Genomic DNA, 24,812 nt, shown 5'->3' on the forward strand with positions numbered 1-24,812 from the left:
GATCTGAATGAATCGTGGGCAGAGGAGAGGGAATATCATGACGAGCAATGGTCCTGTTTTCGGGCTTGGCACGGCCGCCACGAACTATACCATTCCACCGGCCGAACTGGGGTCGTGGCTTGAATCGAACGGCTTCGAGTCCCTGTGGTTCGGCGAACATTCGCATGTGCCTACCGGCCAGAAGTCGCTGCGGCCCAATTATCGGGAAACGCCGGCCGCCTATCGCGAGATTTACGATCCTTTCGTGTCGCTGATGGGCGTCGCGGCGGCGACCTCTACGTTGAAGATCGGCACGTCCATTCTGATCCTGACCGAACATCATCCCATTCGGCTGGCAAAGGCGGTCGCCACGCTCGATCAGATGTCACGCGGTCGGGTGATACTCGGAATCGGTGCCGGATGGAGCGCCGAAGAGATGGCGGATTACGGCGTCGAATTTTCCAGCCGCTGGAAACTCGTGCGCGAGACCGTGCTGGCCATCCGCGAAATCTGGAACAACGACGTCGCGGAGTTCGAGGGCGAAATGGTCAAATTCGAGCCGATGTGGTGCGGACCCAAGCCGGTCCAGAAGAACGGCCCTCCCGTCCTTATGGGCGCGTGGAACAGCTATGCGATCGGGCGCATCGTTGAATATTGCGATGGCTGGGTGCCGGTCGACCAGGGCGATGTCATGCAAGGTCTGATGGACGGCCTGCGCGCGGCATGCGACAAAGGCGGGCGATCCTTCGATGAACTCGATCATACCGTGGTCATCGACCCCCTTACGGAATATGTCACCGCCGACAACGATCTGGAGCGGCGCGTGGAACAGCTCCATAAAATGGGATTTAAGCGGATATTGTTCACCTTCCTCCAGGATAGCGCCGAAAATCAATGGCGTAAGCTGGAGCGGCTGCACCAGGTGGTGCGCACTTTTGCCTGATCTGACCGGCGATCTGCAAAAGTGACTGACCCATATCAGTTTTGTAGCGGTTCGCCGGACTGACGCGCGAGATGGCGGAACGCGGTCATCCTCTGCTGGTTGTTTTGCCCATCGGCATCTGCAACCGACAGAAGGAGCCAGCATGGCTGACACCCCCGTTCCGCCACATCCCGACGACGCGCCGGCCGCGACATCCAAACAGGGCAATCCCACCGCTGCCGTCGCCGGAAGCCTGCCCGACGCGAAACGCGATGCGCTCGTAGCAAAGACCGTCACGATCAACCGTCCGCGCGACGAGCTTTATGCCTATTGGCGTGACTTCGCTAACCTGCCGCACTTCATGGAAAATCTGGTTTCGATCAAGGTCCTTGACGCACGGCGTTCGCATTGGGTGGTCAAGGCGCCTGCCGGACAGACGGTCGAATGGACCGCCACCGTTACCGACGATGTGCCGGGCGCGCTTATCGCCTGGACATCCGAAGACGGCGCAGACGTGCCCAATAGCGGCAGGGTCGAGTTCCGCGACGCGCCCGGTGGTCGCGGCACATGGGTCAGCGCGACGATCCTTTATAATCCGCCTGGCGGAATCATCGGCAAAGTCGTTGCCAAGATGTTCCAGCGCGAACCGGCCATTCAGGCACGTCGCGAATTGCGCCGGTTCAAGCAGCTTATGGAAACCGGTGAAATCGCCACTGGCGCGTGGACCCGCAAGCAACTTCAAGAGGAACAGGCCTGATGCGCGCTTTGACCTGGCATGGCAAACATGACGTCCGAGTCGACACCGTCGACGATCCTGAGATCCTCAATCCGCGCGATGCGATCATCAAGATCACATCGACGGCAATCTGCGGATCGGACCTTCATCTATATGACGGCTATATCCCCACGATGAAGGCCGGCGACATTCTGGGCCATGAGTTTATGGGCGAAGTCGTCGAAACCGGGGCCAAATCCACGCTGAAAAAGGGACAGCGCGTCGTCGTGCCCTTTACTATCGCCTGTGGGTCCTGCTTCCACTGTACGAAGCATCAATATTCCGCCTGCGACAATGGCCTACCTGCGGAAAATCAGGATATCGCGCAGACGATCTACGGTCAGCCGATGTCCGGCCTGTTCGGCTATAGCCATATGACCGGCGGCTATGCGGGCGGCCAGGCCGAATATGTGCGCGTACCATTTTCCGACGTCGGTCCGATCGTCATCCCCGACGGAATCGAGGACGACAAGGTGCTGTTCCTGTCCGACGTCCTGCCCACCGGCTGGATGGCTGCGGAGAACGCGCAGATCGAGCCGGGCGACACGGTCGCGGTCTGGGGTTGCGGCCCTGTCGGACTGTTCGCTGTGCAATCGGCGTTCCTGATGGGCGCCGAACGCGTCATCGCGATAGATCATTTCCCGCACAGGCTGGAACTGGCGCGCAAGTTCGGGGCCGAAATAGTCAATTTCGAAGAAACGAAAACCTATGACGCCTTGATGGAGATGACCGGCGGGATCGGACCGGACGCCTGTATCGACTCCGTCGGCCTCGAAGCGCACGGCTTTTTCGCCGACAATATTCTGGACCAGATCAAGGTTTCGACGTTTCTGGGGACCGATCGCGCCCATTCGATCCGCCAGGCCATTCTGGCTTGCCGCAAGGGCGGGCGCGTCTCGATGCCGGCCGTTTATGGCGGCTTCGTCGACAAATTTCCGCTCGGCGCCTTCATGGAAAAGGGGCTGACGCTGAAGACCGGGCAGACCCATGTGCAGCATTATATGCCGGCGCTTCTGAACGCGATCATGGAAGAAAAAATCGATACGACCTTCCTCATCTCGCACCGGATGCCGCTCGAACGGGCAGCAGAGGGCTATAAAATGTTCCACGACCAGCAGAATGAGACGACCAAGATCGTGCTGAAGCCCGGCATGGATCTGGCAAGGGCAGCTTAGGAGCCATGACGATGACAGGCACAAAATTCGGGATCGTCACCGGCGCGTCGACCGGCATCGGCTTCGAACTGGCACATATCGCGGCGCAGGACGGTTATGATCTGCTGGTCGTTGCCGATGAGGCGCTGATCGAAGCATCGGCGGAAGATTTGCGGCGGCACGGCACGCAGATCATAGCCGTCGAGGCAGACCTTTCGTCGATCGAGGGCGTCGACCAGTTGCTGGCGGCGGCGAACGGGCGTCAGGTCGATCTGCTTTGCGCCAATGCGGGCAGGGGCCTTGGTCACGGCTTTCTGGATCAGGCGGTGGCCGACTGGCGACGGGTCATCGACACCAACATCACCGGAACGTTGTATCTGCTGCACAAGATACTCAAGCCCATGGTCGCGCGCAACGAGGGCAGGGTGCTGATCACCGGATCGATCGCCGGCTTCATTCCGGGCAGCTTTCAGGCGGTCTATAATGGCAGCAAGGCGTTCATAGACAGCTTCGCCGACGCGATCCGCAACGAGTTGAAGGAAAGCAAGGGCGTCACGATCACCACGCTGATGCCCGGTCCGGTCGAAACCGAATTTTTCGATCGCGCCGACATGCTCGATACCAGCGTCGGGGCTTCGGACCAGAAGAGCGATCCCGCCGATGTCGCGCGCGACGGCTGGGAGGCGTTGATGAAGGGAGAGGCACAGATCGTGTCCGGCTGGAAGAACAAGCTGCAGGTGGCGGCGGCCCATGTCACGCCCGCCGCGATCCTCGCGGAACGGCACCGTCAGATGGCGGAGCCGGGCTCGGCGGAGGACTGAGCGATGGCAGCGCTTCGTCGGTGATGAACGCGGCCCCCGCCACGGCATTCGATCAGCTTCAGCCGATGGAGGCAAAGCTGGTCGAATCGCTGCCCAATAGTCCGGGCTGGCAATATGAGCCCAAATGGGACGGGTTTCGCGCGTTGATCCTCAAAAATGGTGCGACGGCCGCAATCAAATCCAAATCAGGCAAGCCGCTCGGCCGTTACTTTCCAGAACTGATGCAACACATCGAGGCAATCGACCTGGATACCGTCATATTGGACGGAGAAATTGTCCTTCCGCTCGACGGCGTCCTTTCCTTCGATGCTCTTCAGGCACGCCTCCACCCCGCTGCCAGCCGCATCGCCAGGCTTTCGCGGGAATCGCCTGCGCAGTTGATCCTGTTCGATTGCCTGTGGACCGGCGCCGATGATTTGACGGACGCGCCGCTCGATGAACGCCGCGCGGCTCTCGTGGATCGATATGCCCGTATCACCGATCCGTCGTTCCAGCTTTCACCGGCGAGCCTCGATGCGACTCAGGCGCAAAAGTGGCTGGATGACAGCGGCGGCGCTCTGGACGGCGTCATCGCCAAGCCCCGCGATCAGGGATATCGCCCCGGTGAACGCGCGATGCTCAAAATGAAACGCCATCGGACCGCCGATTGCGTGGTTGGCGGCTTTCGGACGGCGTCCGACAGCGATGCGGTCGCCTCGTTGCTGCTGGGCCTGTATGATGGCGACGGAAAGCTCAATCATGTGGGGTTCGTGTCCGGCTTTCATGGCGATCAGCGCGCTGCCCTTGCCGAGCGGCTCGCCCCGTTGATCGGCGGCACGGGCTTTACCGGCAAGACCCCCGGCGGGCCTAGCCGCTGGGCCACGGGGCGTTCGGTCGAATGGGTTCCGTTGGCGCCCCGGCTGGTAGTGGAAGTTCTGTATGATCAGGTGACGAACGCCAGGTTTCGCCACGGCACGCGCTTCTTACGATGGCGTCCCGACAAGGCGCCCGAGCAGTGCGGCTTGGATCAACTCGATCAGCCAGTCAGGCCAGCCGAGCTGACAGCGCTGATGGGAGCCGAGGGTTAATCGGGACATACTCATAGCATGAAAGCCCGGTGGAACCAGCGAAGCCGTCGCGGCATTGTCCCGTCATGATGCAACAACACCCTCCCTGGCCGTCGCGCTTATGGATTGTGCGGCACGGCCAGAGTGCCGGCAACGTCGCGCGCGACGCCGCTCACGATGCTGAGCTCGACCGGATCGCCCTTGACGGCCGTGATGTCGACGTGCCGCTGAGTGCGCTCGGCGAAGAACAGGCGAAAGCGCTGGGGCGCTGGTTCGCGCAGGACGGGGAGGGCGCTCTTCCCGAAGTCATCCTCGCTTCACCCTATCGTCGCGCGGTGCAGACCGCCCAATTGTTCCGCGCGGCCGGTGGTGCGGCCGCGGAAGAGCCCGTTTGCCTCGATGAACGACTGCGCGAAAAGGAATTCGGCATATTGGATGGGCTGACCACCACCGGGGTTGCCCGACTGGAGCCGCAGCAGGCGGCCTTTCGCCAGGCACTGGGCAAATTCTATCACCGGCCACCCGGCGGCGAAAGCTGGTGTGACGTCATATTCCGGTTACGTGCGCTCATGGATACGGTGTCGCTCCATTATGCCGGGCAGCGGGTCATCATTTTCGCTCATCAGGTCGTCGTGCTTTGCCTGCGCTATGTGCTTGAAAATCTCGATGAGGAACAGATACTGGCGATCGACCGTGAGGGCGACGTCGCCAATTGCTCGGTCACCGAATATCGCTTCGACCCATCGGCAGGAAGGCGGGGCAACCTGCTGCTTACGCGCTATAATGCCACGGCGCCTGTAAGCCGACAGGCCGTGCCTGTCACGGCGGCCGCCGATCAGCCGGTGGTGGCGCGCGGATGACGCCGTGGTAGCCTTGGACGCCGCATGGCGCGCCGCCAACCCGCTGCCGCCGGTCGCCGAGGGGGCCGATAAAAACGGGCGAGGGCGGGTGCTCCTCGTCGGCGGTGCGCGCTTCGTTCCGGGCGCGCTGGCGCTGACCGGTGAAGCCGTGCTGCGCACGGGTGCCGGAAAATTGCAGATGGCGACGGTCGAAGCGGTGGCTCTGGCGCTTGGTGTGCTCGTTCCCGAAGCCGCCATGATCGCACTCCCGATGCGCGACGATGGTGAAATCGCGCCGGAAGCCATAGCGAAGCTGCAGGATCGCATTCCCCGCTGCGACCTGCTGCTGGTCGGGCCGGGCATGAGCCCGACGGCGGAAACCGGCGAGCTGGTGACGGGGTTGATGGCGCTTTCGCCGCCCGCCTTGCTGCTCGACGCGGCAGCGCTGACCTGCGTAGGGCTGGATGAGCTTGCCGAGGCGTCGACGCGGATGCCCCTTATCCTGACGCCAAATGGGGACGAGATGGCGCGGCTTGCTGGATGTTCTGCCGATACGGTGGCCGAAGATCCGTGCGCTGTCGTTATCGATATCGCGCAAAGGACCGGAGCAATCATTGCTCTGAAGGGCCCCGAAACCTGGATCGCCGCGCCTGATGGCACCCTTCTCCATTATACCGGCGGCTGCCAGGGGCTTGGCACCGGCGGGTCCGGCGACGTGCTTGCCGGGCTGATTGGTGGCTTGGTCGCTCGGGGCGCTTTCCCGTTCGTGGCGGCCGGCTGGGGCGTCAACGTCCACGGCGAGGCGGGAAGCCTTGCAAGCCGGAACATAGGCTCGCTCGGCTTTCTTGCGCGCGAACTTTTACCTATGGTGCCCCGATTGCTGGATACGCTCTAGATGCGGATTTCCCTACATTGTAAAGAGCTAGGAACAAAAGTCGGGCCAGAACAATGATCAAAACCAGTTTTTCATGGCGTCTTTTACCGGAAAGACAATCTGGATTAAGCGTTCATTTGTGATTATCTCGTTTGTCGGAAATGATTTGCATGGCGGTTGAATTGGTGCGACCTTAAATTATCGCCGATTAATAACATGTCATATTGGCGACTGAGAGACGGATGGCGCTCCCGACTAAAGGGAGACTTGCATGTCTGGCTTTCCGCAGCTTGGATTGACGCTCGCGCTGGCCAAATTGGAGCGCCGCGCTCCTCTGCAACCGGCGGCCCGTAAAGCGTTTATGAAGCTCGATACCCGGCGCCGCAGCTTCGCCGTCCAGAAAGACATCGTGCGCGAAGGGGATACGAGCAGCACATGCCTGTTTCTGGAAAGCGGAGTCGTCAGCGGCTCGAAAATGCTGCCGAGCGGGGGAAGGCAGATCGTTGTCTTTCATGTCGCCGGAGACCTTCTGGGGCTCGCATCGGCTCTGCTGATCGTCGCCGATCACAGCCTGCGCGCGCATGTGTCAACGGTGGTCCTGGCGGTCGCGCACGCCGACATATTGCGTTTGGCCGAAGACTTTCCTGAAATCGGCAGGGCTTTCTGGTTCGAAACGCTGGTTGACGCGTCGATATTTCGGGAATGGAATCTCAATCTCGGTCGCCGGGGCGCGCGCGAGAGGTTGGCCCATCTTATCATGGAAATCGGGTATAAACTCGAAGCGGCCGGTATAGATCAGAAGGCGGACTACGCCTTCCCGATCACCCAGATCGATCTGGCCGACGCCCTTGGATTGACGCCGGTCCATGTAAACCGATGCATTCAGTGGCTGCGATCGAGTGGCTATATCGAGAATGCCGGACGTCGCATGGTCATCCCCGATTGGGGCGCGCTCGCCGACTTTGCATCCTTCCGGCCGCTCTACATGCATCCTGAAGGACCGCGCGCGCTCACGGTGACGAGCGGTCGATCGGATCGCTGGAAATTGGATGCATAGCCACAAAGATTCTGGGTCAGAAACCATCTCGACCGCGTCGGGATGCGCCCGCTGCTGTTGCATATAAGCGCGCCAGATGGCAGCGGGGAGCATGTTTCACGTTTCTGACAGACCAGCCTCCAGGTAGAGGGCAAATATGACCGACCGTTCTGGCCAGAAGCAATGGGCGTTCCTTGCCGACGGTGGCGAACTTGCCGATCGGATCGCCCGTTTCGACTGGGCGCGGACCAGCCTCGGCGCGATCGAAACCTGGCCTGGCGAGATGCGGACCATGTTGGGGTTCGCCCTGCGTTCGCCGACCCCGATCATCACGCTGTGGGGCGACGACGGCGTCATGATCTACAATGACGCATATCGCGCCTTTGCGGGCGATCGTCATCCCGGCATTCTGGGCAGCCAAGTTCTGGAGGGGTGGCATGAAGTCGCGGACTTCAACGCCAATGTTATGCAGCGCGTGTATCGCGAAGGCCGGTCACTTTCCTACAAGGATCAGCAACTTACGCTGGTCCGCGACGGCACCCCGCGACAGTTGTGGGTCAATCTTGAATATAGCCCCGCGCTCAACGAAACGGGAAAGATACTGGGTGTCGTGGCGATCGTAATCGAGACGACGGATGCGATACTCGCCAGCCGCCACGTGCAGCAAGAGCGTAGCCGCCTGCTGCAGATGGCAGAACATAGCCCCAGCTTCATGGCGCTTCTTGAAGGGCCGGACCACCGGATTACGGTCGCCAATCCCGCCTATCTCGCGCTGGTCGGCAATCGCGATGTCGTCGGCCGCACCGCCGCAGAGGCCTTGCCCGAGGCGGTGGAGCAGGGTTTTGTCGCTTTTCTGGACCGTGTCTACGAAAGCGGCACGGCGTTCAAGGCGGACGGCGCGCTCTATAAGGTTCAGCCGCGGGAAAATGGCGAGGTGGTCGACCGCTTCGTGGACTTCGTCTATCAGCCGGTCACGGACAAGAATGGCCGCGTCAGCGGGATTTTCGTCTCGGGTGTCGACGTTACCGACCGAATCCGTGCGCAATTGGCCATCGCCGCGAGCGAAGAGCAGTTTCGCACCTTTGCGCAGACCATGCCCAATCACATCTGGACCGCGCCACCCGACGGTCAGCTCGACTGGTTCAATGATCAGGTGTTCGCCTATAGCGGGATGACCGAAGCCGAACTGATGGGGGGCGGATGGACAAAGCTGGTCCACCCCGACGATATAGCTGCCGTGGCCCGGCTGTGGGAGGGCGCGCTCGCGACCGGCGAAGCTTATGAAACCGAGTTCCGCCTCCGTCGCGCCGATGGTCATTGGCGCTGGCATCTCGTGCGCGGGCTGCCCATTCGGGATGATGCCGGCGCCATCCTGCGCTGGGTCGGCACCAATACCGACATTCACGAACAGAAGCGGAGTCAGGCGGAAAGCACGGCCGACCGCGACCGGCTCTGGTCGATCTCTCGCGATCTGATGCTGGTTAGCACGTTCGATGGACAGATCACCGCCGTCAATCCGTCCGCCCGGCGGCTGCTGGGATGGGCGGAAGAGGATATGATCGGACGCAACCTCGCCGAATTTATTCATCCGGACGACGCTGCGGGAACGGCCGCGGAAATGACGCGGCTCAGCGGCGGCATGACCACCTTCGCGTTCGAAAACCGGTATCGGACCAAAGATGGTGCATATCGCCTGCTGGCGTGGACGGCCGTTCCCGACGCCGCGCGCATCCATGCTGTGGGCCGGGACATAACCGAGGAGCGGCAGCTTGCAAGGGACCGCGAACGCATTTGGAAATTATCGCCTGTTCTTAAGGTCGTGACCGACAGCAACGGTGTGGTTACCGACGTCAATCCTTCCTGGACCAAGATTTTGGGCTGGTCGCGCGATGAAACGCTGGGCAAGCGCACCACCGATTTCATGCTGGACGATCAGGAAGCCTGGGCCGGACGGGTCGAGACGCTTTCGGGCGGCACGCCGTTGCTCGAATATCGTACGACGTTGCTGACAAAGAATGGCGATCGGCGGCTGGTGCAATGGACCACTGTCCCTGAAAACGATACTTTCTATGGCTTTGGACGCGACATTACCGCCGAGGCAGAGGCGGCTGCCGCCCTTGCGGACGCCGAAGCCGCCTTGCGCCAATCGCAGAAAATGGAGGCGGTCGGTCAACTTACAGGCGGGATCGCGCATGATTTCAACAATCTTTTGCAAGGCATCACCGGCAGCCTTGAAATCGTCCAGCGGCGGATCGCGCAAGGAAAGACCGCCGATCTGGACCGCTTCATCACGGGAGCTTCAACCGCCGCCAATCGCGCTGCGGCGCTGACGCACCGGCTGCTTGCGTTTTCCCGACGCCAGCCGCTCGATCCAAAGCCGGTGCGATCCAACGCGCTGGTCGCATCGATGGAAGATCTGATGCGCCGCACGATCGGCGAAAGGATCGAACTGGAACTCGTTCTTGCCGGCGGTCTGTGGTTGACGCGTTGCGATCCGAACCAGCTGGAAAGCGCTATTCTCAATCTGGTGATCAATGCGCGGGACGCGATGCCCGACGGTGGCAAGCTGACCATCGAAACCTGCAACGCCCATCTCGATTCGGCCTATGCAGCTCGCCAGCGCGGCATAAAGGCAGGCCAATATGTCTGTATCTGCGTCACCGATACCGGCACCGGCATGGATGAGGATACGATCGCCAAGGCGTTCGAACCCTTTTTCACGACCAAGCCGATCGGGCAGGGCACGGGGCTTGGCCTTTCGATGATCTACGGTTTCGCCCAACAATCCGAAGGCTATGCCAAAATCTATTCGGAGGTCGGCGAAGGGACCACGTTCAAACTGTATCTGCCCAGATTTCTTGGCGGCGCTGAAGAAACAGAAGCGGCTGCGGAGCTGACCGACGCCCATCACGCCGATGCCGGCGAAGTCGTGCTTGTGGTCGAAGACGATACGGTCGTACGCGGCTTGATTGTCGAAGAGCTTGAAGAGCTGGGCTATGCCGCTATCGAGGCCGTCGATGGGCCAAAAGGACTGGATATTCTCCGGTCGCGCCGGCGGATCGATCTGCTGATTACCGATATTGGACTGCCCGGTCTCAATGGCCGGCAGGTCGCGGATGGCGCACGGCAGGTGCGACCCGATCTCAAAATATTGTTCATGACCGGTTATGCCGAGAACGCCGCTTTGGCGTCGGGCTTCCTGGAACCCGGCATGGAAATGATCACCAAGCCATTCGCAATGGAGGCGCTGGCGAGCCGCATTCGGGCGATGCTCGGCGTTTAGCGGCGAGCCTGTCGGCAACTGCGGACCCGGAGCACCGGCATTTGCTAGTTAGAGCCGGGTCGACTGTCCTTGAGCAGGGCCAGCCCGCGAGCGTGACATTTGACGCTGCTCCAGCAGTCGCATTGTGTGATAATATATATTATGTTAAATATAGACAATTATCCGAGGCGTTAAACTTATATCATCGATCGTCAGTCCTCCTGGATCAGGCTGTGCGCCCTGGTATCGCGCATCCGGATATACACGATGAGCGACACGCCGATCATGGCACTTACATATAAATAGAATGCCGACTCCATACCCGATTGCTTGAACCATAATGCGACGAATTCCGCCGTCCCGCCGAACAGTGTGTTGGCAAGTGCATAGGGCAGCGCAACGCCCAAGGCTCGGATATGCGCGGGAAAAAGCTCTGCCTTTACGACCGCGTTGATGGATGTGTATCCGGTCACGATCACCAGTCCGGCCATGACCAACAATCCGGCCGTCAGCGCGTCGCGGGTCACGGCAAGCGCTGAAAAGATCGGATAGGTGCATGACATACCCATCACGCCAAAGCCGATCATCAAGGGTTTACGCCCGATCCGGTCGGATAACGCGCCGGCAAGCGGTTGCAACATCATGAACAGAAGCAGCGTTATAGCATTGATTTGAGACGCAGATTCTCGACTGAGGCCGCTGGTGTTCACAAGGAATTTCTGCATGTAGATCGAATAGGCGTAAAAAGCGATCGTGCCCCCGGCGGTCAGCAGCATTACGGTCATGGTTTCGCGCGGGTGCCTGGTCACCAGTTCAACAAAGCCCGATTTCGGACTCCCTTTCGCCTTCGCGACTGCGAAGCTTTGCGTTTCGGCAAGCCCTCGCCGCAGCCAGAAGACCACGACTGCAAGCGCGCCCCCGATCAGAAACGGAATTCGCCAGCCCCAGGCATCGAGCTGCGCCTCGCTGAGCGTCGCCTGGAGCAACAGCAAGACGCATATCGCGACAAGCTGACCCGCGATCAGCGTCACATATTGGAAACTGGAGAAAAACCCGCGCCGATCGCGACCGGCCATTTCGGACAGATAGGTGGCGCTCGCTCCATATTCGCCGCCAATGGACAGCCCCTGGATCAGGCGCGCAAGGACGAGGAGCGCCGGCGCCCCTACCCCGATGACGTCATAGCCCGGCGTCACCGCGATCAGCAGCGATCCCGAGCACATCAGCGCGACCGACAGGGTTAGCCCGCTTTTGCGCCCATGCCGATCGGCATAGACCCCCATCAGCCACGCGCCGATCGGCCGCATCAGGAAGCCTACCGCAAAAATGCCGGCAGCGCTTAGCAACTGCGCAGTGCGATCTTCGCTCGGAAAGAAATGGGGTGCGAAATAAAGCGTGAAGGCGGAATAGGCGTACCAGTCATACCATTCGACCAGATTGCCCGTCGACCCGCCGATGATGGCCTTAAGCCGTTGACGCTGATCGGGCGCGGTCAGCGCGGGCGATGACGTCATGGCGTCAACACCATCTGGCCGTCCTGAACGCCCCAGCTCCTGAGCCGCGACAAAAGGTTCATGCCGATCACGTTGACGTCACCGAAACTCGGCGACACCACCACGTCCAGGTCGCTGACGCGGATCGGCCCGATCGCGAGCGTCGAGATGGCCGAGCGCTTCGCGTCGATCCTGCCATTGGCGGTGACCATCTGAACGCCGGGGGCATTCATATCGAAGTTGAGGCCTGCTCCGCGCGCGCTGTCGACCGACAGCGCCGTTACGCTGGCGCCGCTATCGATCAGGAAGCGCGCTGGCGCGCCGTTGACTGTCGCTTCGACCCAATAATGTCCATCGCGCGAAACCGGGATGCGCAGCGCATGACCCTGGGTTCGTGTTGGCGGGATAGCGGACGGCGGTCCGCCGGTCGGCACTCCGTCGGCGAGTCCGACATCAGCTGGAACGAGACCTGACCTTTGGCCCAGCGTGAACAGACCGAACAGCCCGCCAAAAATAGCGATCCATAACAATGCCATGCGAAACACGCCGCCCAGCGGCATGCGGCGCGCCAGGACGGCGGAGCCGACAAGCACCAGAGCCAATATATACCAGAGGCCCGACATTGCCTGGTCCGTCGCCATCAGCGCTCGCCCGCACCCGTAGGCAGGTTCACCACCATGCCGTCATAGCCCGGCTCCACGCCGGACGGCAGGCGCTCCTTAAGGAGCGCATAATCCATACTATGGTCCATATGGGTGAGGATAGCGCGCGCCGGGCGCGTTGCGGCGATCGCGTCGAGGGTCATGGCGAGATGAGGATGGGTCGGATGCGGCTTTTCCCGCAGCGCGTCGACGACCCAGACATCCAGTTCCCGATACAGGTCCAGCATCTGCGGCGTCAGCGCGTGGAAATCGGTCGCGTAGCCGATCGAGCAACCCTCACGCGAAAAGCGAAAGCCCGTGGAATAAATTTCGCCATGCGGCTGATCGGTGCAGGCGATGTCGATATCCCCGATGCGCAGCGCATCCGGAAGATCATGGCCCTCGACGGTCGGATGATAGCCGCCGCGACCGTCGAACACATAGGCAAATCTTTGCCGCAACAGGCTGAGCGTAGGGGCGCGGGCATAGGCCGGAACGGGTGCACGGCGATGATGGTAGAGTTGCCTCACATCGTCCAGCCCGTGGCTATGGTCGGCATGATCATGCGTCCACAGGATCGCATCGATATGGACGATATCGGCGGCCAGCAATTGGGCGCGCATATCGGGTGATGTATCGACCAATAGGCGGGTGGTCGGGCTTTCTACAATGATCGAAACGCGTGTCCGCCGGTTCTTCGGTTCTTCTGGATCGCAACTGCCCCAGTCATTGCCGATCCGGGGCACGCCCGAAGAGGTGCCGCTCCCCAAAATGGTAAGCTTCAGACTCATGGGCGCGCCCCACTCCCGATCTTGGAAAATAGCGCGTGGAAATTGGCGGAAGTCGCGTCGCCGAGTGCGGCGGCAGACTCTCCCCGCAGGTTCGCGAGGAAACGGGCGGTGTCGGCGACATAGGCCGGCTCACAGGGACGACCGCGATGCGGCACCGGCGCGAGAAACGGGGAATCCGTTTCAACCAGCAGCCGGTCGAGCGGCAACCGCGCCGCTGTTTCCTGCAGATCCTTGGCGCTTTTGAAGGTCACGATGCCCGAAATGCTGATATAGAAGCCGAGGTCGAGCGCGGCATCGGCGAAATGACCGCTGGCTGTGAAGCAATGGATGACCCCGCTATAGGCGCCCTTCCCCATTTCCTCGCGCAGGATATCCAGCGTGTCGTCCTCCGCGTCGCGGGTATGGACAATGACTGGCAGGCCGGTTTCGCGCGCCGCCGCGATATGGGCGCGGAAACTGCCGCGCTGCCGGTCGTGATCGCTATGGTCGTAATAATAATCCAGACCCGTTTCACCGATGCCCACCACCCGTGGATGAGCCGCACGCTCGACCAGTTTGGCCGTGCCGATATGCAGATGCTCATCCGCTTCATGGGGATGAATACCGACCGTCGCCCAGACATCCGGCTCGCGGACGGCCGTTTCGAGCACGTCGTCCCATTCGCTTTCCCGCGTCGCGATATTGAGCATCAATCCGACGCCAGCACTCCGCGCGCGTTCAAGCACATCTTTCTGATCCTCGATCAAGCCTTTGTAATTCAAGTGGCAATGGCTGTCGATCAACATCATGTCAGGAATCCACCTCGGTCAGTTCGAGGCGCGGGAAAACGCCCTGCGGCGGCGGAAGCGCCATTCCCGAGCGGATTGGAACGTCGAGCGCCGCGAAATCGCGGGCATCGGGCGACTGACCTAGCTGGTCCAGCAGCATGTCGGCGCTTGCCGGCATGACCCAGCGGACGAGGATAGCCAGTTGCCGCACGACCTCGGCCGTGTGGTACAAGACGCCGTCGGCGCGTGCGGGATCGGTTTTGCGGAGAGCCCATGGGGCCATTTCGGCGAAATAGCCGTTCGCGGCCCGAACGCCTTCCCAAATAGCTTCCAGCGCTTCGTTGATCTTCAGTTGCGCCATGAGGTCGATGACCTGGCCCCGCATATCGCCCAGACCCGGCGGCGGCGTCTCGACCTCGTCCGCTGGCACGATGCCGCCGCAATTTTTGGCGATGATCGACAGGCAGCGTTGGGCGAGATTACCGAGCCCGTTCGCAAGATCGGCATTTGTTCGGGTCACGATAGCGTCGGCCGAATAGCTGCCATCCTGACCGAAGCTGATCTCGCGCAACAGAAAATAGCGCAGCTGGTCGACGCCGAACCGGTCCGCCAGTTCCATCGGATCGGCCACATTGCCGACGGACTTGGACATTTTTTCGCCGCGGTTCAGCAGGAACCCATGGCCGAACACCTGGCGCGGCAAAGGCAGCTTCGCGCTCATCAAAAAAGCCGGCCAGTAAACGGTATGAAAACGCACGATATCTTTGCCGATGATGTGCGTTATATCGCCACCCTCTGCCCAGTAGCGCGCCATCCGCGCAGCATCGTCGGGATAGCCGCAACCGGTCAGATAGTTGGTCAGAGCATCGACCCACACATACATGACATGGCCCTCTGCGCCCGGCACCTTCACGCCCCAGTCGAAGCTGGTGCGCGAGATGCTGAGGTCGGTAAGGCCACCCTCGACAAAGCGCAGGATTTCATTTCGCCGACTTTCCGGACGAATGAAATCAGGCTGTTTTTCATAGAGTTCGAGCAGTTTATGCTGATAGTTCGACAAGCGGAAAAACCAGCTTTCCTCCACCGTCCACTCGACCGGCGTACCCTGCGGCGAAAGCTTTACGCCGCCTTCCCCCTCGACGATTTCCTTCTCATCGTAAAAGGCTTCATCGCGGACGGAGTACCAGCCTTCATAACGGCCGAGATAGAGGTCGCCATTGGCCTCCATCGCCCGCCAGATCGCCTGGCTCGCGCGATGGTGATCGGCTTCGCTGGTGCGAATGAAACGATCATGGCTGATATTAAGCCTGTCGTTCATTTCTTTGAAATAGGCCGACATTTCATCCGCTAGGGCACGTGGCTCGATGTCCCGCGCGCGCGCCGCCTGCGCCATTTTCAGGCCGTGCTCGTCGGTCCCGGTCTGAAAGAAAACATCGCGACCCATCATCCGTTGGAAACGGGCTATCGCGTCGGTCGCGACGACTTCATAGGCATGGCCGATATGGGGCCGTCCATTGGGATAGCTGATGGCGGTGGTGATCGTAAATGGCTCGGACATGGGTCATCCCTAGCCGCTGACAGCGGCTGCGCAAAGCCGCTTTTCAGAGGGAGTCGTGTGCCAGGGCAGCGACATGCCCCGCCAGTTCGAACACCACGGCGCCCGGTTCGAGCGACAGGATCACCGCCCCGCCTGCCAACTGGCGCGCGGCCTCCCAATGGGTCAGGGCCGTGCCGAGGGCGTGGCCCGATCGTTGCCGCGCCGCCTTGGCGATGAAGGCCGGCGCGCGCTCCAGAAAGGCCTCATAGCGTGGCCGTGCGGATTTGGACGACAGCTGTTTGACCAGGGTCAATCGCTCCCGATTGTCAGCATCGCCATGGGCCGCGATCGCATGCAGAGCCTTTTCCATGTCGGCAAGCCCAAGGCCGGTATAGCGCAGCGCCCGGCCTGGCGACCCCGCGCTGGCACCGGCAAGCGCTTCGATTTCATGCACCGACAGGTCGGGCACCTGCGCTCGCAGGACCGCATGCATGGCCGCATCGGGCAGGCCATCGAACCGAAGCATTCGGCAGCGTGACCGGATCGTCGGCAACAGGCGGCCTGGCGCGTGGCTGACGAGCAGGAAGACCATTCCCGCCGGGGGCTCTTCCAGCGATTTGAGCAGGGCGTTGGCGGCACCCCTCTCCAGATCGTCGGCGCTGTCGATCACGACGATCCGGCGGCCGGACAGCGAAGGCGCGGACTGCATCAGCCGCCCAAGCCCGCGTACCTGATCTACGCTGATGTTCCGCGCGGTCACGCCATCCTTTTCCAGCGGAAATAACTCGGCATAGTCGGGATGCGCCGCTGCCTCGATAAGATGGCGGATCGGGTGGTTCGAGGGGGTGTCGATGCCCTCCCCCGTTATCGGCGGCCCCGCTGCGTCGGCCAGCAGGCGCATCGCCACCGCCCGCGCGAAAGCGGCCTTGCCGATGCCTCTCGTGCCGCTCAATATCCAGCCATGATGAAAGCGCTCGCTCGCCGCCGCCGCGAGCATCATGCGCGCCTGCTCGTCATGGCCCACAAGCGAGGTCATGGCAGCAGGTCGGCCAACGCATCGAGCAGGCGGGCCGTGACGAGGCCTGCTTCGCCCGATGCGTCGATGGCCCGCACGCGCGCCGGCTCTTCGTTCGCGAGCCTGGCAAACACGTCGGCGACCCGGCGATGAAAGGCGCGGTCGCGGCCCCCGATCCGGTCGGTCGATTCGCCGTCACGGGCTTTAGCGCGCGCCTCCGCCTCGGTTTCGGGCAGCATCAGGACGAGCGTTCGGTCGGGGAAAAAATCCGCGCTGCCGATTCGGTGGAGAGCCAGAATATCGGCGTCGGTCAGTTCGCCCGCGCCCTGATAGGCGCGACTGCTGTCGAGAAAGCGATCCGATAGCACCCACGCACCGCGATCCAGCGCCGGCCTGATCGTCCGTTCCAGATGATCGGCGCGCGCCGCCGCGAACAGAAGCGCTTCGGCGCGCGGGCTCCAGCGGTCCGCCCCACCGGTCAGCAACAGGTCGCGGATCGCCTCCGCTCCGTCGCTGCCACCGGGCTCTCGCGTTTCCACGACCTCCAGCCCACCCGCGCGCAACGCGGTCGCCAGCGCAGCCCGCTGGGTCGACTTGCCGGCGCCCTCGCCACCCTCCAGCGTGATGAAGCGGCCGCGCGTCACCCGAACAGCGACTTGAGGCCATTCCACAGCCGGCCGAACACGCCCGCCTCGGCCACATCCTCGCCTGCGACCAGCGGCATGACCTGCGGCGGGGTATCAGGGGTCGACACGATCAGTTCGGCGATCTTCTGTCCCTTGGCGATGGGTGCCTTGATCGGCCCGGTATAGGCGACCTTGACCGAGATATTGGACGACGCGCTGCGTGGCAGCGTGACCGCGAGATTCTGCGGCGCGACGAGCGAAACGGTGGTGGCACTGCCCAACTGGACATCCGCCGTTTCGACGGTCGCACCCTTTTTGAACAAGGGCTGCGCCTTCCACGCCTTGAAGCCCCAATCCATGAAGCGCACGGATTCGCTGATACGGCTGTTGAAGGTCGGCAGGCCGGCTACGACCATCACGATGCGGCGACCATCCTGTTCCGCCGAGCCGGTAAAGCCGAACCCGGCTTCTTCGGTATGGCCGGTCTTCAAACCGTCCGCACCCGGAATCCTGCCCAGAATGGGATTGCGGTTGCCCTGCTGGATGTCCGCGCCGCCCATGGTCTTGCCCCAGGTGAAGGAGGGCGTCGCATAGAAGCGCTTATAAAGATCAGGCGTTTCCTCGATAGTCGCCTGCGCCAGCCGGGCCAGATCTTCGGCGGTCACATAGGTGACGCCTTCGTCGGGCCAGCCATTGCTGGTGCCGAAATGGCTGTTGTTCAACTTGAGGCGTTTGGCCTCTTCATTCATCTGGGCGACAAAAGCCTGTTCGGTGCCGGCGATGCCTTCGGCCAGCACGACGCACGCATCATTGCCCGACAGGGCAACGATGCCATGCAGCAGATTCTCGACCGACACCTGCTCGCCGGCGGAAAGGAACATGGTCGATCCGGCCTGCGGCCCGTGCCACTGCTTCCACGTTTCCGGGCGCACGGTGAACATGGTGTTGAGCTTTAATTCCCCCCGCTGGATCAGGCGGAAGGCGACATGCGCCGTCATCATTTTGGCCATGGACGCTGGCGGCATCCGCGTTTCGCCGCCCTTGTCGAAAAGGACAGCGCCCGAGGACAGGTCCTTCATATAGGCGATCGGCGCTTCGCTCGTATAGGGTGGTGCTGCCGCTGTCACCGGCTGGGCAAGCGCTGCAAGGACGAGGACGGCGGCGAGGGTCTTGTTCATAGGACAGCCTTTGAGACGGGATGGAGTCGCGCGGCGCGCAAATAGCTATGGCGCGTCATTAGCCATGATGCGGGCATTCTCAAGACCCTTGGCTGCCGCGCCGCGCACAGCCTGCTTCGCGGCGTCCTGCGTCGCGAAGGGGCCAAGGCGCACGCGCCAGATTGTCCCGTTCCGCGTCGTGGTCGCGCCGATCTTGCGAGCAACGGCGTTCGCCCGCGCTTCTGACGAAAAGGCTGCAACCTGAACAACATAAGAGCCGGCCGCACGCACGATGGGAGGAGAGCCGGGTGCGGTCCCCGGCAGAGGGGCGGCCTTCGGTGGTGCATCCTGCTTCTTCGCTACGCGTTTGGCATCCGCCGCTGGCGAAGATTTGAGCAAGGGGCCCGACGCAGGGCGAGCGGGTGGAGGCGTAAAGCTGGCGCCCTGCGGCTTGTCATGCCGCGGCGCGGCAAGCGGAACGGTCGCGACGGGTCCGACATTGAGTCGTTGACGAAGAACCACCAGCAGCGCCGACGGCGTTTCCAGCCGTTCTGCCGCCTTGCCATGCGCGCGAAGGACAGCGCGTTCCTGTTCCGGTGGATTGACCCGGCGAACACGCACAGGCGTCGGCGCGCCGCCTTCCATTCCCAATTGCTCCGCCGCACCGGGGGACAAATCCATGATCCGGTCATTTGTAGGGGGTCCGCGATCATTGATCCGCACCAGGATGGTCTTGCCGCTATTGAGGGACGTCACCTCGACATAGCTTGGCAGTGGCAGCGTCTTGTGGGTCCCCGTCACGCCCTCGGCGATGAAGCGTTCGCCATTGGCGGTGGTGCCGATCGCGCCATCGATCGTATAGGTGCCGGCATAGCCGACCTCGTCATAACCGGGCGAATCGGCGGGCGCGTAGCTCTTATCCCCGACCTTATAGGGCTCGCCAATCTGTACCGGATCATCGGCCACCATGGCAGCGCGCGCAACAGGCGCTGTGACGATCGGTCGCGGCTTGGCCAGCCCAGTGCCCCCCAACGCCAAAAACAGGCATGCGCTTCCGATCGACAGCCGCAATTTATTGTTTGATCGCATCAGCCAGCAACCCCACCGATAGCGCATAGAAGTTCGAGCAATTATAATCGAGGATAGCCCGATAATTGCCAGTCAGGAGATAGGCTGTCTTACCCGGCCCGTCAGGCTCCAGCAAGGTCGCCATGACAGTGTCTCCAGGCCAGGCACCGCCCGCCGCAGACAGACCAAGCCTGCGCCATTCCGCCATGTTTAACCACCGGCTGTGCCTGTTGAACACGCGAGGGCAGCGGGCAGGCGCCGTCTTCGCGGCGACACGGACGCGATCAAACCCCCCCGGCACAGAGACGGCTACCCCCCAGGGTTCGCCTCGCCGCCAACCTGCATTGACGAAATAATTGGCGATCGACGCCAGTGCATCGGCCTCGCTCGTCCAGATATCGGCGCGGCCATCGCCATCCCCATCTCTGGCCACGCGCAGATAGACCGAAGGCAGAAACTGGGGGTAACCGGTAGCGCCCGCCCAGCTTCCGACAAGCCGGCTGCGCGGCACGCCATCGTCCAGCATCTTGAGCGTCGCCAGAAGTTCAGGCTCGAACAGGGCGCGGCGGCGGCCTTCATGCGACAGCGTGGCGAGCGATCGGATCAGGTCGAAATCGCCCGTATAGGATCCATAATTGGTTTCATGACCATAGATCGCGACCATGATTTCCTCAGGCACGCCGGTTTGCGCCTCGATCCTTTGCAATCGGCCGCGATTAGCGAGATAGGCGGCGCGCCCCCGGCTGATGCGTGCCGCGTCGACATGCTGCCGGCGATATGGCTCGAAATTCGGGATCGGGGAATAGGCGCCGCCACCCGGCTGGCTCTGGTCGAGCTGCACGACCCGGGGATTGGGCGTGAGAGTAGGAAAAACACCATCCAGAGTAGCATCGCGAATGCCCATCGCCCGCGCTTTTGGGCGCAGGGATTCGAGATAGGACCGAAAATCGCCCCCCTCCTGAGCCGCTACCCCATGCGTCGCCAATCCGCCCGCCGAAATGGCGGCGAGGCCCAGCAACAGAAAAAGGGTCGACGAACGCATGAGAATCTCCCTGCCCCGTTCTTGCACAGGCAAGAGCGGAGGTGAATTGCCTTATTCGTCCGGAACGATGAAAGGACGGTTCCACCGGGCGGATCTGGTGGGCGTTGGCCGGGCGGATGGCAAGATCACCTTGATTAGAAAATTTCCGCTATTTGAAATTTTCTAACAGAAGGACCGATATTGGGAACAATCTCCCTGCCGGCCATTAACGATATTGTAACAATATGACAGAAACTTCATGGTTTACTCTGAAATAAGGGATGACAAATTGCATTGTTGACCCTAGGGAAAGCTCGTCCAGAGCGCCCGACAGCCTCCGGATGCGCCCCCCGTCATCCCTTGTGCCGGGGGGCGCACTCGATTCCGGGCCTTTCCACAGGCCCCTTTCCTCTCCGCTGGCTGAAATTATGCTTGGCTTGCCCGCCTGCTTCGCTAGGTAAGGCGCGAACGCAAGCTTGTGCGTCGGCCGGCATTTTAGATCGTCATAGCGGATCGGAATATCGGGCGGCATGCTGGTCGTTCTTGGGAAGAGTGTCCGAGTGGTTTAAGGAACCGGTCTTGAAAACCGGCGAGCGGGCAACCGTTCCGTGGGTTCGAATCCCACCTCTTCCGCCACGGCGGCCATGCGGGACGATCAAGCTCTCGACCAGATGATGCTTCGCGCGGGGACGTCGACATCCCGTCCGTCGACACGGAAAACACAGGGCTGGTCGGCGCCATTGACGCAGATCGTCAAGCCGGTTTGCGTGAAGCGCATTGCCAGCCGGCGGGACTCAGGGTCTTCCCACTGCGCCACGTCCAATGCCCTTCCGCTCTCGTCCAGCCAGTCGACGTCGCCGTCCGCGAGCATCGCCGGATCGCTTAACTCTCCTCGATCCGCCCGCAGCGCCGCCAATGCAAAGGCGTGGGATTGCACATCATGATCGCGCGCGTCCCAGTCGATCCAGCCAATGTCATTATCTTGCGCATAGCCATTATTATTGCCCTGCTGCGACCGGCCGAATTCGTCACCTGCCGTCAGCATGATCGTGCCTCGCGAACAAAATAGCGTCGAGAGCAACGCCATCATATCGCGCCGCCGGGCAGCCGCTATGGCAGGATCGTCGCTCTTTCCCTCGACCCCATTGTTCCAGCTGAAATTCTCGCCATGGCCATCGCGATTATCTTCGCCATTGGCCTCGTTATGCCGCCGTTCGAACGATGTCAGGTCGGCGAGGGTGAAGCCGTCATGCACCGCCAGAAAATTCACCGACCGCGTATCCCCTGTCCCGCCGAATATATCCGACGACCCGGCCAGTCGCGTTGCGAAAGCGCCGAGCATGCCGGCGTCGCCGCGCCAGAAGCGCCGCATATCATCGCGATAGCGGTCGTTCCATTCCAGCCAGGGCGGGCCGAAACGCCCCAGCTGATAACCGCCAGGTCCGATATCCCACGGCTCTGCAATCATCACCCGGTCGGCGAGCAGGGGATCGGAGCGCAATTCGTCCAGGAGCGGCGCATGCGGATCGAACCCGTGGGCAAGCCGACCCAGCGCCGGCGCGAGATCGAAGCGGAAGCCGTCCACCCCGGCCTGCGTCACGAAATGGCGCAGGGAATCGCGGATCAGGCGCCGCACCATCGGCTGATTGCAGTCGATGCTGTTGCCAGTGCCGGTGTCGTTGATCAGCGCGCCATCCGGCGCATGACGAAAATAGTCTCGGTTATTGAGCCCGCGCAGAGACAGCGTCCACCCCAGCGCATCGCTTTCGCCATTATGATTATAGACCATGTCGAGGATCACGCCGATGCCGGCCTCTCGCAGCGTCGCGACGGTCGCGCGCAGTTCGGCCATGCCTCCGGGCGCAAGGCGGGGATCGAGTGCGAAATAGCTGACCGGATTATACCCCCAGGCGTTGGACAGGCCGAGCGGCCTCAGATGCCGCTCGTCGATCCACGCGGTGATCGGCATGAGTTCCACAGCGCCCACATGGAGCCGCTTGAGGTGGTCGATCACTGCCGGATGCGCCAGTGCGGCGATCGTCCCGCGTTGCCCAACCGGCACGTCGGGATGCCGCATGGTGAAACCACGCACCAGTATTTCGTAGATCAGCCCGCCAGGCCTGAACAACGGCGGAGCGGCGGCGACGGTCGGCAGCGGTTCTGTGACCACGCCCTTGGGCATGAGCGATGCGGTGTCGCCCCCCGTCCCCCGCCGCGCCGCCAGCGCCGCACCATAGATAAAGGCGCGGTCGATCGCTGGCGCATAGGGATCGAGCAGCAGCTTGTCCGGATCGAACCAATAACCTGCGGCAGGATCATAGCGACCATCGGCGCGCAAACCATAGCGAGTGCCTGGCTCTATGTCGCGCTCATGGACGCGCCAGACCCCAGTACCGTCCTGCAACATCGGCAGTCGGGTTTCGCGATCCTGCTCATCGAACAGGCAAAGCCATAGCTGGCTGGCATCGGGGGCCCATGCCGCGAAACTGGTCGTAGCGCCGGCCCTGACCGGTCCGAACGCCTGCTCGTTCATGCCGCCGGCAGCAGTGAGCGAAACAGCGCGGCATAACGCGCCGCACTATGCGTCCAGGAAAAATCGGCGCGCATGCCCGCACGCTGCATGGCCAGCCATGTGGCGCGGTCGCCATGAAGCGCCACCGCCCGGCTGATAGCCTCATAGAGCGCAGTCGGATCGTCGGGTGCGAAGATCAGCCCCGTCGCCGCTCCCGCACCGAGCGCCGCTTCATTGGCGTCGATCACCGTGTCCGCCAGCCCCCCCACGCGCGCGACCACGGGCACACAGCCATAGCGGAGGGCATAAAGCTGGGTTAGTCCACACGGCTCGAAGCGGGACGGGATCAGGATCGCGTCGCCGCCGGCCTGCATCAGGTGCGAGAGCGCCTCGTCGTAGCCCATCTGCACCCCCACGCGCCCGCCATGCCGGTCAGCTGCCGCAAGAAACGCAGCTTCCAAAGGCTCGTCGCCCGAACCCAGCACCGCCAGCTTCGCGCCAGCCGTCACGAGATGATCGACCGCCTCGATCATCATATCCATCCCCTTTTGCCAGGTCAGGCGGCTGACGATGACGAACAGCGGCGCGTGATCCTGATCCAGCCCGAACCGCGCCTCGACCGCCCGTCGACTGGCCAGGCGCTGTCCAAGGGCGCGGGCGCTGAACGGCCTGACGATCGATGGATCGATGGCCGGGTTCCAGATATCGGTATCCACCCCGTTCAATATGCCGTGGAGCCGGTCGGCACGCCCGTTCATCAGCCCGTCAAGCCCCATGCCTTGGGCTGGCGACCGAATTTCCTGCGCGTAGCCGGGGCTGACCGTGGTGATCGCGTCCGCGGAAACCAGCCCCGCCTTCAGAAAGCCGATACCGCCATAATATTCGACGCCATCCACCCCCCAGGCCTCCGGCGGCAGTTCCAGACTGCCAAATATGTCGGCACTGAACCGACCCTGAAAAGCGAGATTATGGATGGTCACGACCTTAGGCGTCCGATGCGCGGGGCCAAAGCGCATATAGGCGGCGGTCATCGCCGCCTGCCAGTCATGCGCGTGGACCAAGTCGGGCCGCCACCCTGCAATCCCTTGCCCGGCGATATCGGCGCCGACTTGCGACAATGCGGCAAAGCGCTGCCAGTTATCGCTCCAATCCTTGCCCGAAGGCCCGCCATAGGGCCCACCCTCGCGCACGAACAGCGCCGGCGCGTCTAGCACCAGCAGATCGAGCGCGCCGGCTTTCGCTGCAAGCAACCGCGCGTCCACTCCAAAGAGCGCGTCGAAGCGCCGCACGACCTTGCGCTTGTCCAGCCGGGCCAGCACGTCCGGATAGCCTGGAATAAGCGAGCGCACCGCGACGCCATGCGCCGCCAGCGCGCCGGGCAGCGCGCCCACGACGTCGGCCAGCCCGCCGGTCTTGACCAGCGGATAGATTTCAGATGCCACGGCCAGCACCCGCATTGCCCGATCCCCGCCCAAG

General features: G+C 62.2%; 21 protein-coding genes and 1 tRNA gene. 10 read left to right on the forward strand and 12 right to left on the reverse strand.

The features are described from left to right. The first annotated feature begins 37 nt into the window (after positions 1-37). The 9 genes from WG907_RS15185 (at position 38) to WG907_RS15225 (ending at position 10,729) form a co-directional block, all read left to right on the forward strand. A complete protein-coding gene (locus WG907_RS15185; protein ID WP_340234108.1) occupies positions 38-922 on the forward strand; it encodes a TIGR03619 family F420-dependent LLM class oxidoreductase in 885 nt (294 codons plus the stop codon). A 142-nt stretch (positions 923-1,064) separates the two neighbouring features. After that, the gene (locus tag WG907_RS15190) at positions 1,065-1,658 is read left to right on the forward strand and encodes an SRPBCC family protein (RefSeq protein ID WP_340234110.1); all 594 of its coding nucleotides are present in this window, start codon (positions 1,065-1,067) and stop codon (positions 1,656-1,658) included. Further along, complete coding sequence (locus tag WG907_RS15195; RefSeq protein ID WP_340234112.1) at positions 1,658-2,851, forward strand: zinc-dependent alcohol dehydrogenase; 1,194 nt, start codon at positions 1,658-1,660, stop codon at positions 2,849-2,851. The genes WG907_RS15190 and WG907_RS15195 overlap by 1 nt, the downstream gene beginning before the upstream one ends. A gap of 11 nt (positions 2,852-2,862) precedes the next feature. Further along, a complete protein-coding gene (locus tag WG907_RS15200) occupies positions 2,863-3,651 on the forward strand; it encodes an SDR family NAD(P)-dependent oxidoreductase (protein ID WP_340234114.1) in 789 nt (262 codons plus the stop codon). Between the two features lie 23 nt (positions 3,652-3,674). After that, positions 3,675-4,718, forward strand: a complete 1,044-nt coding sequence (locus tag WG907_RS15205) for an ATP-dependent DNA ligase (protein WP_340234116.1) — start codon at positions 3,675-3,677, stop codon at positions 4,716-4,718. 65 nt (positions 4,719-4,783) lie between these two features. After that, positions 4,784-5,557, forward strand: a complete 774-nt coding sequence (locus tag WG907_RS15210) for a histidine phosphatase family protein (RefSeq protein ID WP_340234117.1) — start codon at positions 4,784-4,786, stop codon at positions 5,555-5,557. Between the two features lie 4 nt (positions 5,558-5,561). Next, entirely contained in the window at positions 5,562-6,431 is an 870-nt protein-coding gene (locus tag WG907_RS15215) for an NAD(P)H-hydrate dehydratase (protein WP_340234118.1), read from the forward strand. A 250-nt stretch (positions 6,432-6,681) separates the two neighbouring features. Continuing rightward, positions 6,682-7,467, forward strand: coding sequence for a Crp/Fnr family transcriptional regulator (locus tag WG907_RS15220; protein WP_340234119.1), 786 nt, complete (start codon positions 6,682-6,684; stop codon positions 7,465-7,467). Between the two features lie 136 nt (positions 7,468-7,603). Beyond that, a complete protein-coding gene (locus WG907_RS15225) occupies positions 7,604-10,729 on the forward strand; it encodes a PAS domain S-box protein (RefSeq protein ID WP_340234121.1) in 3,126 nt (1,041 codons plus the stop codon). A 191-nt stretch (positions 10,730-10,920) separates the two neighbouring features. On the opposite strand, the gene WG907_RS15230 is transcribed toward WG907_RS15225, so the two are convergent. Genes WG907_RS15230 through WG907_RS15275 form a run of 10 tightly spaced genes read right to left on the reverse strand, consistent with a single transcriptional unit; the run spans position 10,921 to position 20,845 of the window. After that, positions 10,921-12,222, reverse strand: a complete 1,302-nt coding sequence (locus WG907_RS15230; RefSeq protein WP_340234123.1) for an MFS transporter — start codon at positions 12,220-12,222, stop codon at positions 10,921-10,923. After that, the gene (locus tag WG907_RS15235; protein WP_340234125.1) at positions 12,219-12,842 is read right to left on the reverse strand and encodes a retropepsin-like aspartic protease family protein; all 624 of its coding nucleotides are present in this window, start codon (positions 12,840-12,842) and stop codon (positions 12,219-12,221) included. The genes WG907_RS15230 and WG907_RS15235 overlap by 4 nt, the downstream gene beginning before the upstream one ends. Further along, positions 12,842-13,633 carry an MBL fold metallo-hydrolase gene (locus WG907_RS15240; protein WP_340234127.1) on the reverse strand — a complete coding sequence of 264 codons (792 nt, stop codon included), beginning with the start codon at positions 13,631-13,633 and terminating at the stop codon, positions 12,842-12,844. Before WG907_RS15240 ends, WG907_RS15235 begins: the two co-directional genes overlap by 1 nt. Then, a complete protein-coding gene (locus WG907_RS15245; RefSeq protein ID WP_340234318.1) occupies positions 13,630-14,418 on the reverse strand; it encodes a TatD family hydrolase in 789 nt (262 codons plus the stop codon). Before WG907_RS15245 ends, WG907_RS15240 begins: the two co-directional genes overlap by 4 nt. A gap of 4 nt (positions 14,419-14,422) precedes the next feature. Then, positions 14,423-15,958 carry a methionine--tRNA ligase gene (metG, locus tag WG907_RS15250; protein ID WP_340234129.1) on the reverse strand — a complete coding sequence of 512 codons (1,536 nt, stop codon included), beginning with the start codon at positions 15,956-15,958 and terminating at the stop codon, positions 14,423-14,425. A 43-nt stretch (positions 15,959-16,001) separates the two neighbouring features. Then, positions 16,002-16,973 (reverse strand): DNA polymerase III delta subunit-related protein, encoded by a 972-nt coding sequence (locus tag WG907_RS15255; RefSeq protein WP_340234131.1) that lies wholly within the window; start codon positions 16,971-16,973, stop codon positions 16,002-16,004. Beyond that, positions 16,970-17,596 (reverse strand): dTMP kinase, encoded by a 627-nt coding sequence (gene tmk, locus WG907_RS15260; protein ID WP_340234133.1) that lies wholly within the window; start codon positions 17,594-17,596, stop codon positions 16,970-16,972. The genes WG907_RS15255 and tmk overlap by 4 nt, the downstream gene beginning before the upstream one ends. Further along, positions 17,593-18,756, reverse strand: a complete 1,164-nt coding sequence (locus WG907_RS15265) for a D-alanyl-D-alanine carboxypeptidase family protein (RefSeq protein WP_340234135.1) — start codon at positions 18,754-18,756, stop codon at positions 17,593-17,595. Before WG907_RS15265 ends, tmk begins: the two co-directional genes overlap by 4 nt. 45 nt (positions 18,757-18,801) lie before the next feature. After that, positions 18,802-19,824, reverse strand: a complete 1,023-nt coding sequence (locus WG907_RS15270; protein WP_340234136.1) for a septal ring lytic transglycosylase RlpA family protein — start codon at positions 19,822-19,824, stop codon at positions 18,802-18,804. Further along, a complete protein-coding gene (locus WG907_RS15275) occupies positions 19,808-20,845 on the reverse strand; it encodes a lytic murein transglycosylase (protein WP_340234137.1) in 1,038 nt (345 codons plus the stop codon). The genes WG907_RS15270 and WG907_RS15275 overlap by 17 nt, the downstream gene beginning before the upstream one ends. 525 nt (positions 20,846-21,370) lie before the next feature. On the opposite strand from WG907_RS15275, the gene WG907_RS15280 reads away from it, so the two are divergent. After that, positions 21,371-21,460: transfer RNA gene (locus WG907_RS15280), tRNA-Ser, on the forward strand. Between the two features lie 19 nt (positions 21,461-21,479). Here WG907_RS15280 and glgX read toward each other — a convergent pair. Both glgX and glgA read right to left on the reverse strand, forming a co-directional pair. Beyond that, on the reverse strand, positions 21,480-23,357 hold the full coding sequence (glgX, locus tag WG907_RS15285; RefSeq protein WP_340234138.1) for a glycogen debranching protein GlgX: 1,878 nt from the start codon (positions 23,355-23,357) through the stop codon (positions 21,480-21,482). After that, positions 23,354-24,793, reverse strand: a complete 1,440-nt coding sequence (glgA, locus tag WG907_RS15290; RefSeq protein ID WP_340234139.1) for a glycogen synthase GlgA — start codon at positions 24,791-24,793, stop codon at positions 23,354-23,356. Before glgA ends, glgX begins: the two co-directional genes overlap by 4 nt. Positions 24,794-24,812: the final 19 nt, after the last annotated feature.

Source organism: Sphingobium fluminis (assembly GCF_037723805.1).
Lineage (GTDB): Bacteria > Pseudomonadota > Alphaproteobacteria > Sphingomonadales > Sphingomonadaceae > Sphingobium.

Bases quoted from the DNA above. Each gene is read 5' to 3' on its own strand.
- WG907_RS15185 (WP_340234108.1), top strand. From the start codon at position 38: ATGACGAGCAATGGTCCTGTTTTCGGGCTTGGCACGGCCGCCACGAAC.
- WG907_RS15190 (WP_340234110.1), top strand. From the start codon at position 1,065: ATGGCTGACACCCCCGTTCCGCCACATCCCGACGACGCGCCGGCCGCG.
- WG907_RS15195 (WP_340234112.1), top strand. From the start codon at position 1,658: ATGCGCGCTTTGACCTGGCATGGCAAACATGACGTCCGAGTCGACACC.
- WG907_RS15200 (WP_340234114.1), top strand. From the start codon at position 2,863: ATGACAGGCACAAAATTCGGGATCGTCACCGGCGCGTCGACCGGCATC.
- WG907_RS15205 (WP_340234116.1), top strand. From the start codon at position 3,675: ATGAACGCGGCCCCCGCCACGGCATTCGATCAGCTTCAGCCGATGGAG.
- WG907_RS15210 (WP_340234117.1), top strand. From the start codon at position 4,784: ATGATGCAACAACACCCTCCCTGGCCGTCGCGCTTATGGATTGTGCGG.
- WG907_RS15220 (WP_340234119.1), top strand. From the start codon at position 6,682: ATGTCTGGCTTTCCGCAGCTTGGATTGACGCTCGCGCTGGCCAAATTG.
- WG907_RS15225 (WP_340234121.1), top strand. From the start codon at position 7,604: ATGACCGACCGTTCTGGCCAGAAGCAATGGGCGTTCCTTGCCGACGGT.
- WG907_RS15230 (WP_340234123.1), bottom strand. From the start codon at position 12,222: ATGACGTCATCGCCCGCGCTGACCGCGCCCGATCAGCGTCAACGGCTT.
- WG907_RS15235 (WP_340234125.1), bottom strand. From the start codon at position 12,842: ATGGCGACGGACCAGGCAATGTCGGGCCTCTGGTATATATTGGCTCTG.
- WG907_RS15240 (WP_340234127.1), bottom strand. From the start codon at position 13,633: ATGAGTCTGAAGCTTACCATTTTGGGGAGCGGCACCTCTTCGGGCGTG.
- WG907_RS15245 (WP_340234318.1), bottom strand. From the start codon at position 14,418: ATGTTGATCGACAGCCATTGCCACTTGAATTACAAAGGCTTGATCGAG.
- metG (WP_340234129.1), bottom strand. From the start codon at position 15,958: ATGTCCGAGCCATTTACGATCACCACCGCCATCAGCTATCCCAATGGA.
- WG907_RS15255 (WP_340234131.1), bottom strand. From the start codon at position 16,973: ATGACCTCGCTTGTGGGCCATGACGAGCAGGCGCGCATGATGCTCGCG.
- WG907_RS15265 (WP_340234135.1), bottom strand. From the start codon at position 18,756: ATGAACAAGACCCTCGCCGCCGTCCTCGTCCTTGCAGCGCTTGCCCAG.
- WG907_RS15270 (WP_340234136.1), bottom strand. From the start codon at position 19,824: ATGCGATCAAACAATAAATTGCGGCTGTCGATCGGAAGCGCATGCCTG.
- WG907_RS15275 (WP_340234137.1), bottom strand. From the start codon at position 20,845: ATGCGTTCGTCGACCCTTTTTCTGTTGCTGGGCCTCGCCGCCATTTCG.
- glgX (WP_340234138.1), bottom strand. From the start codon at position 23,357: ATGAACGAGCAGGCGTTCGGACCGGTCAGGGCCGGCGCTACGACCAGT.
- glgA (WP_340234139.1), bottom strand. From the start codon at position 24,793: ATGCGGGTGCTGGCCGTGGCATCTGAAATCTATCCGCTGGTCAAGACC.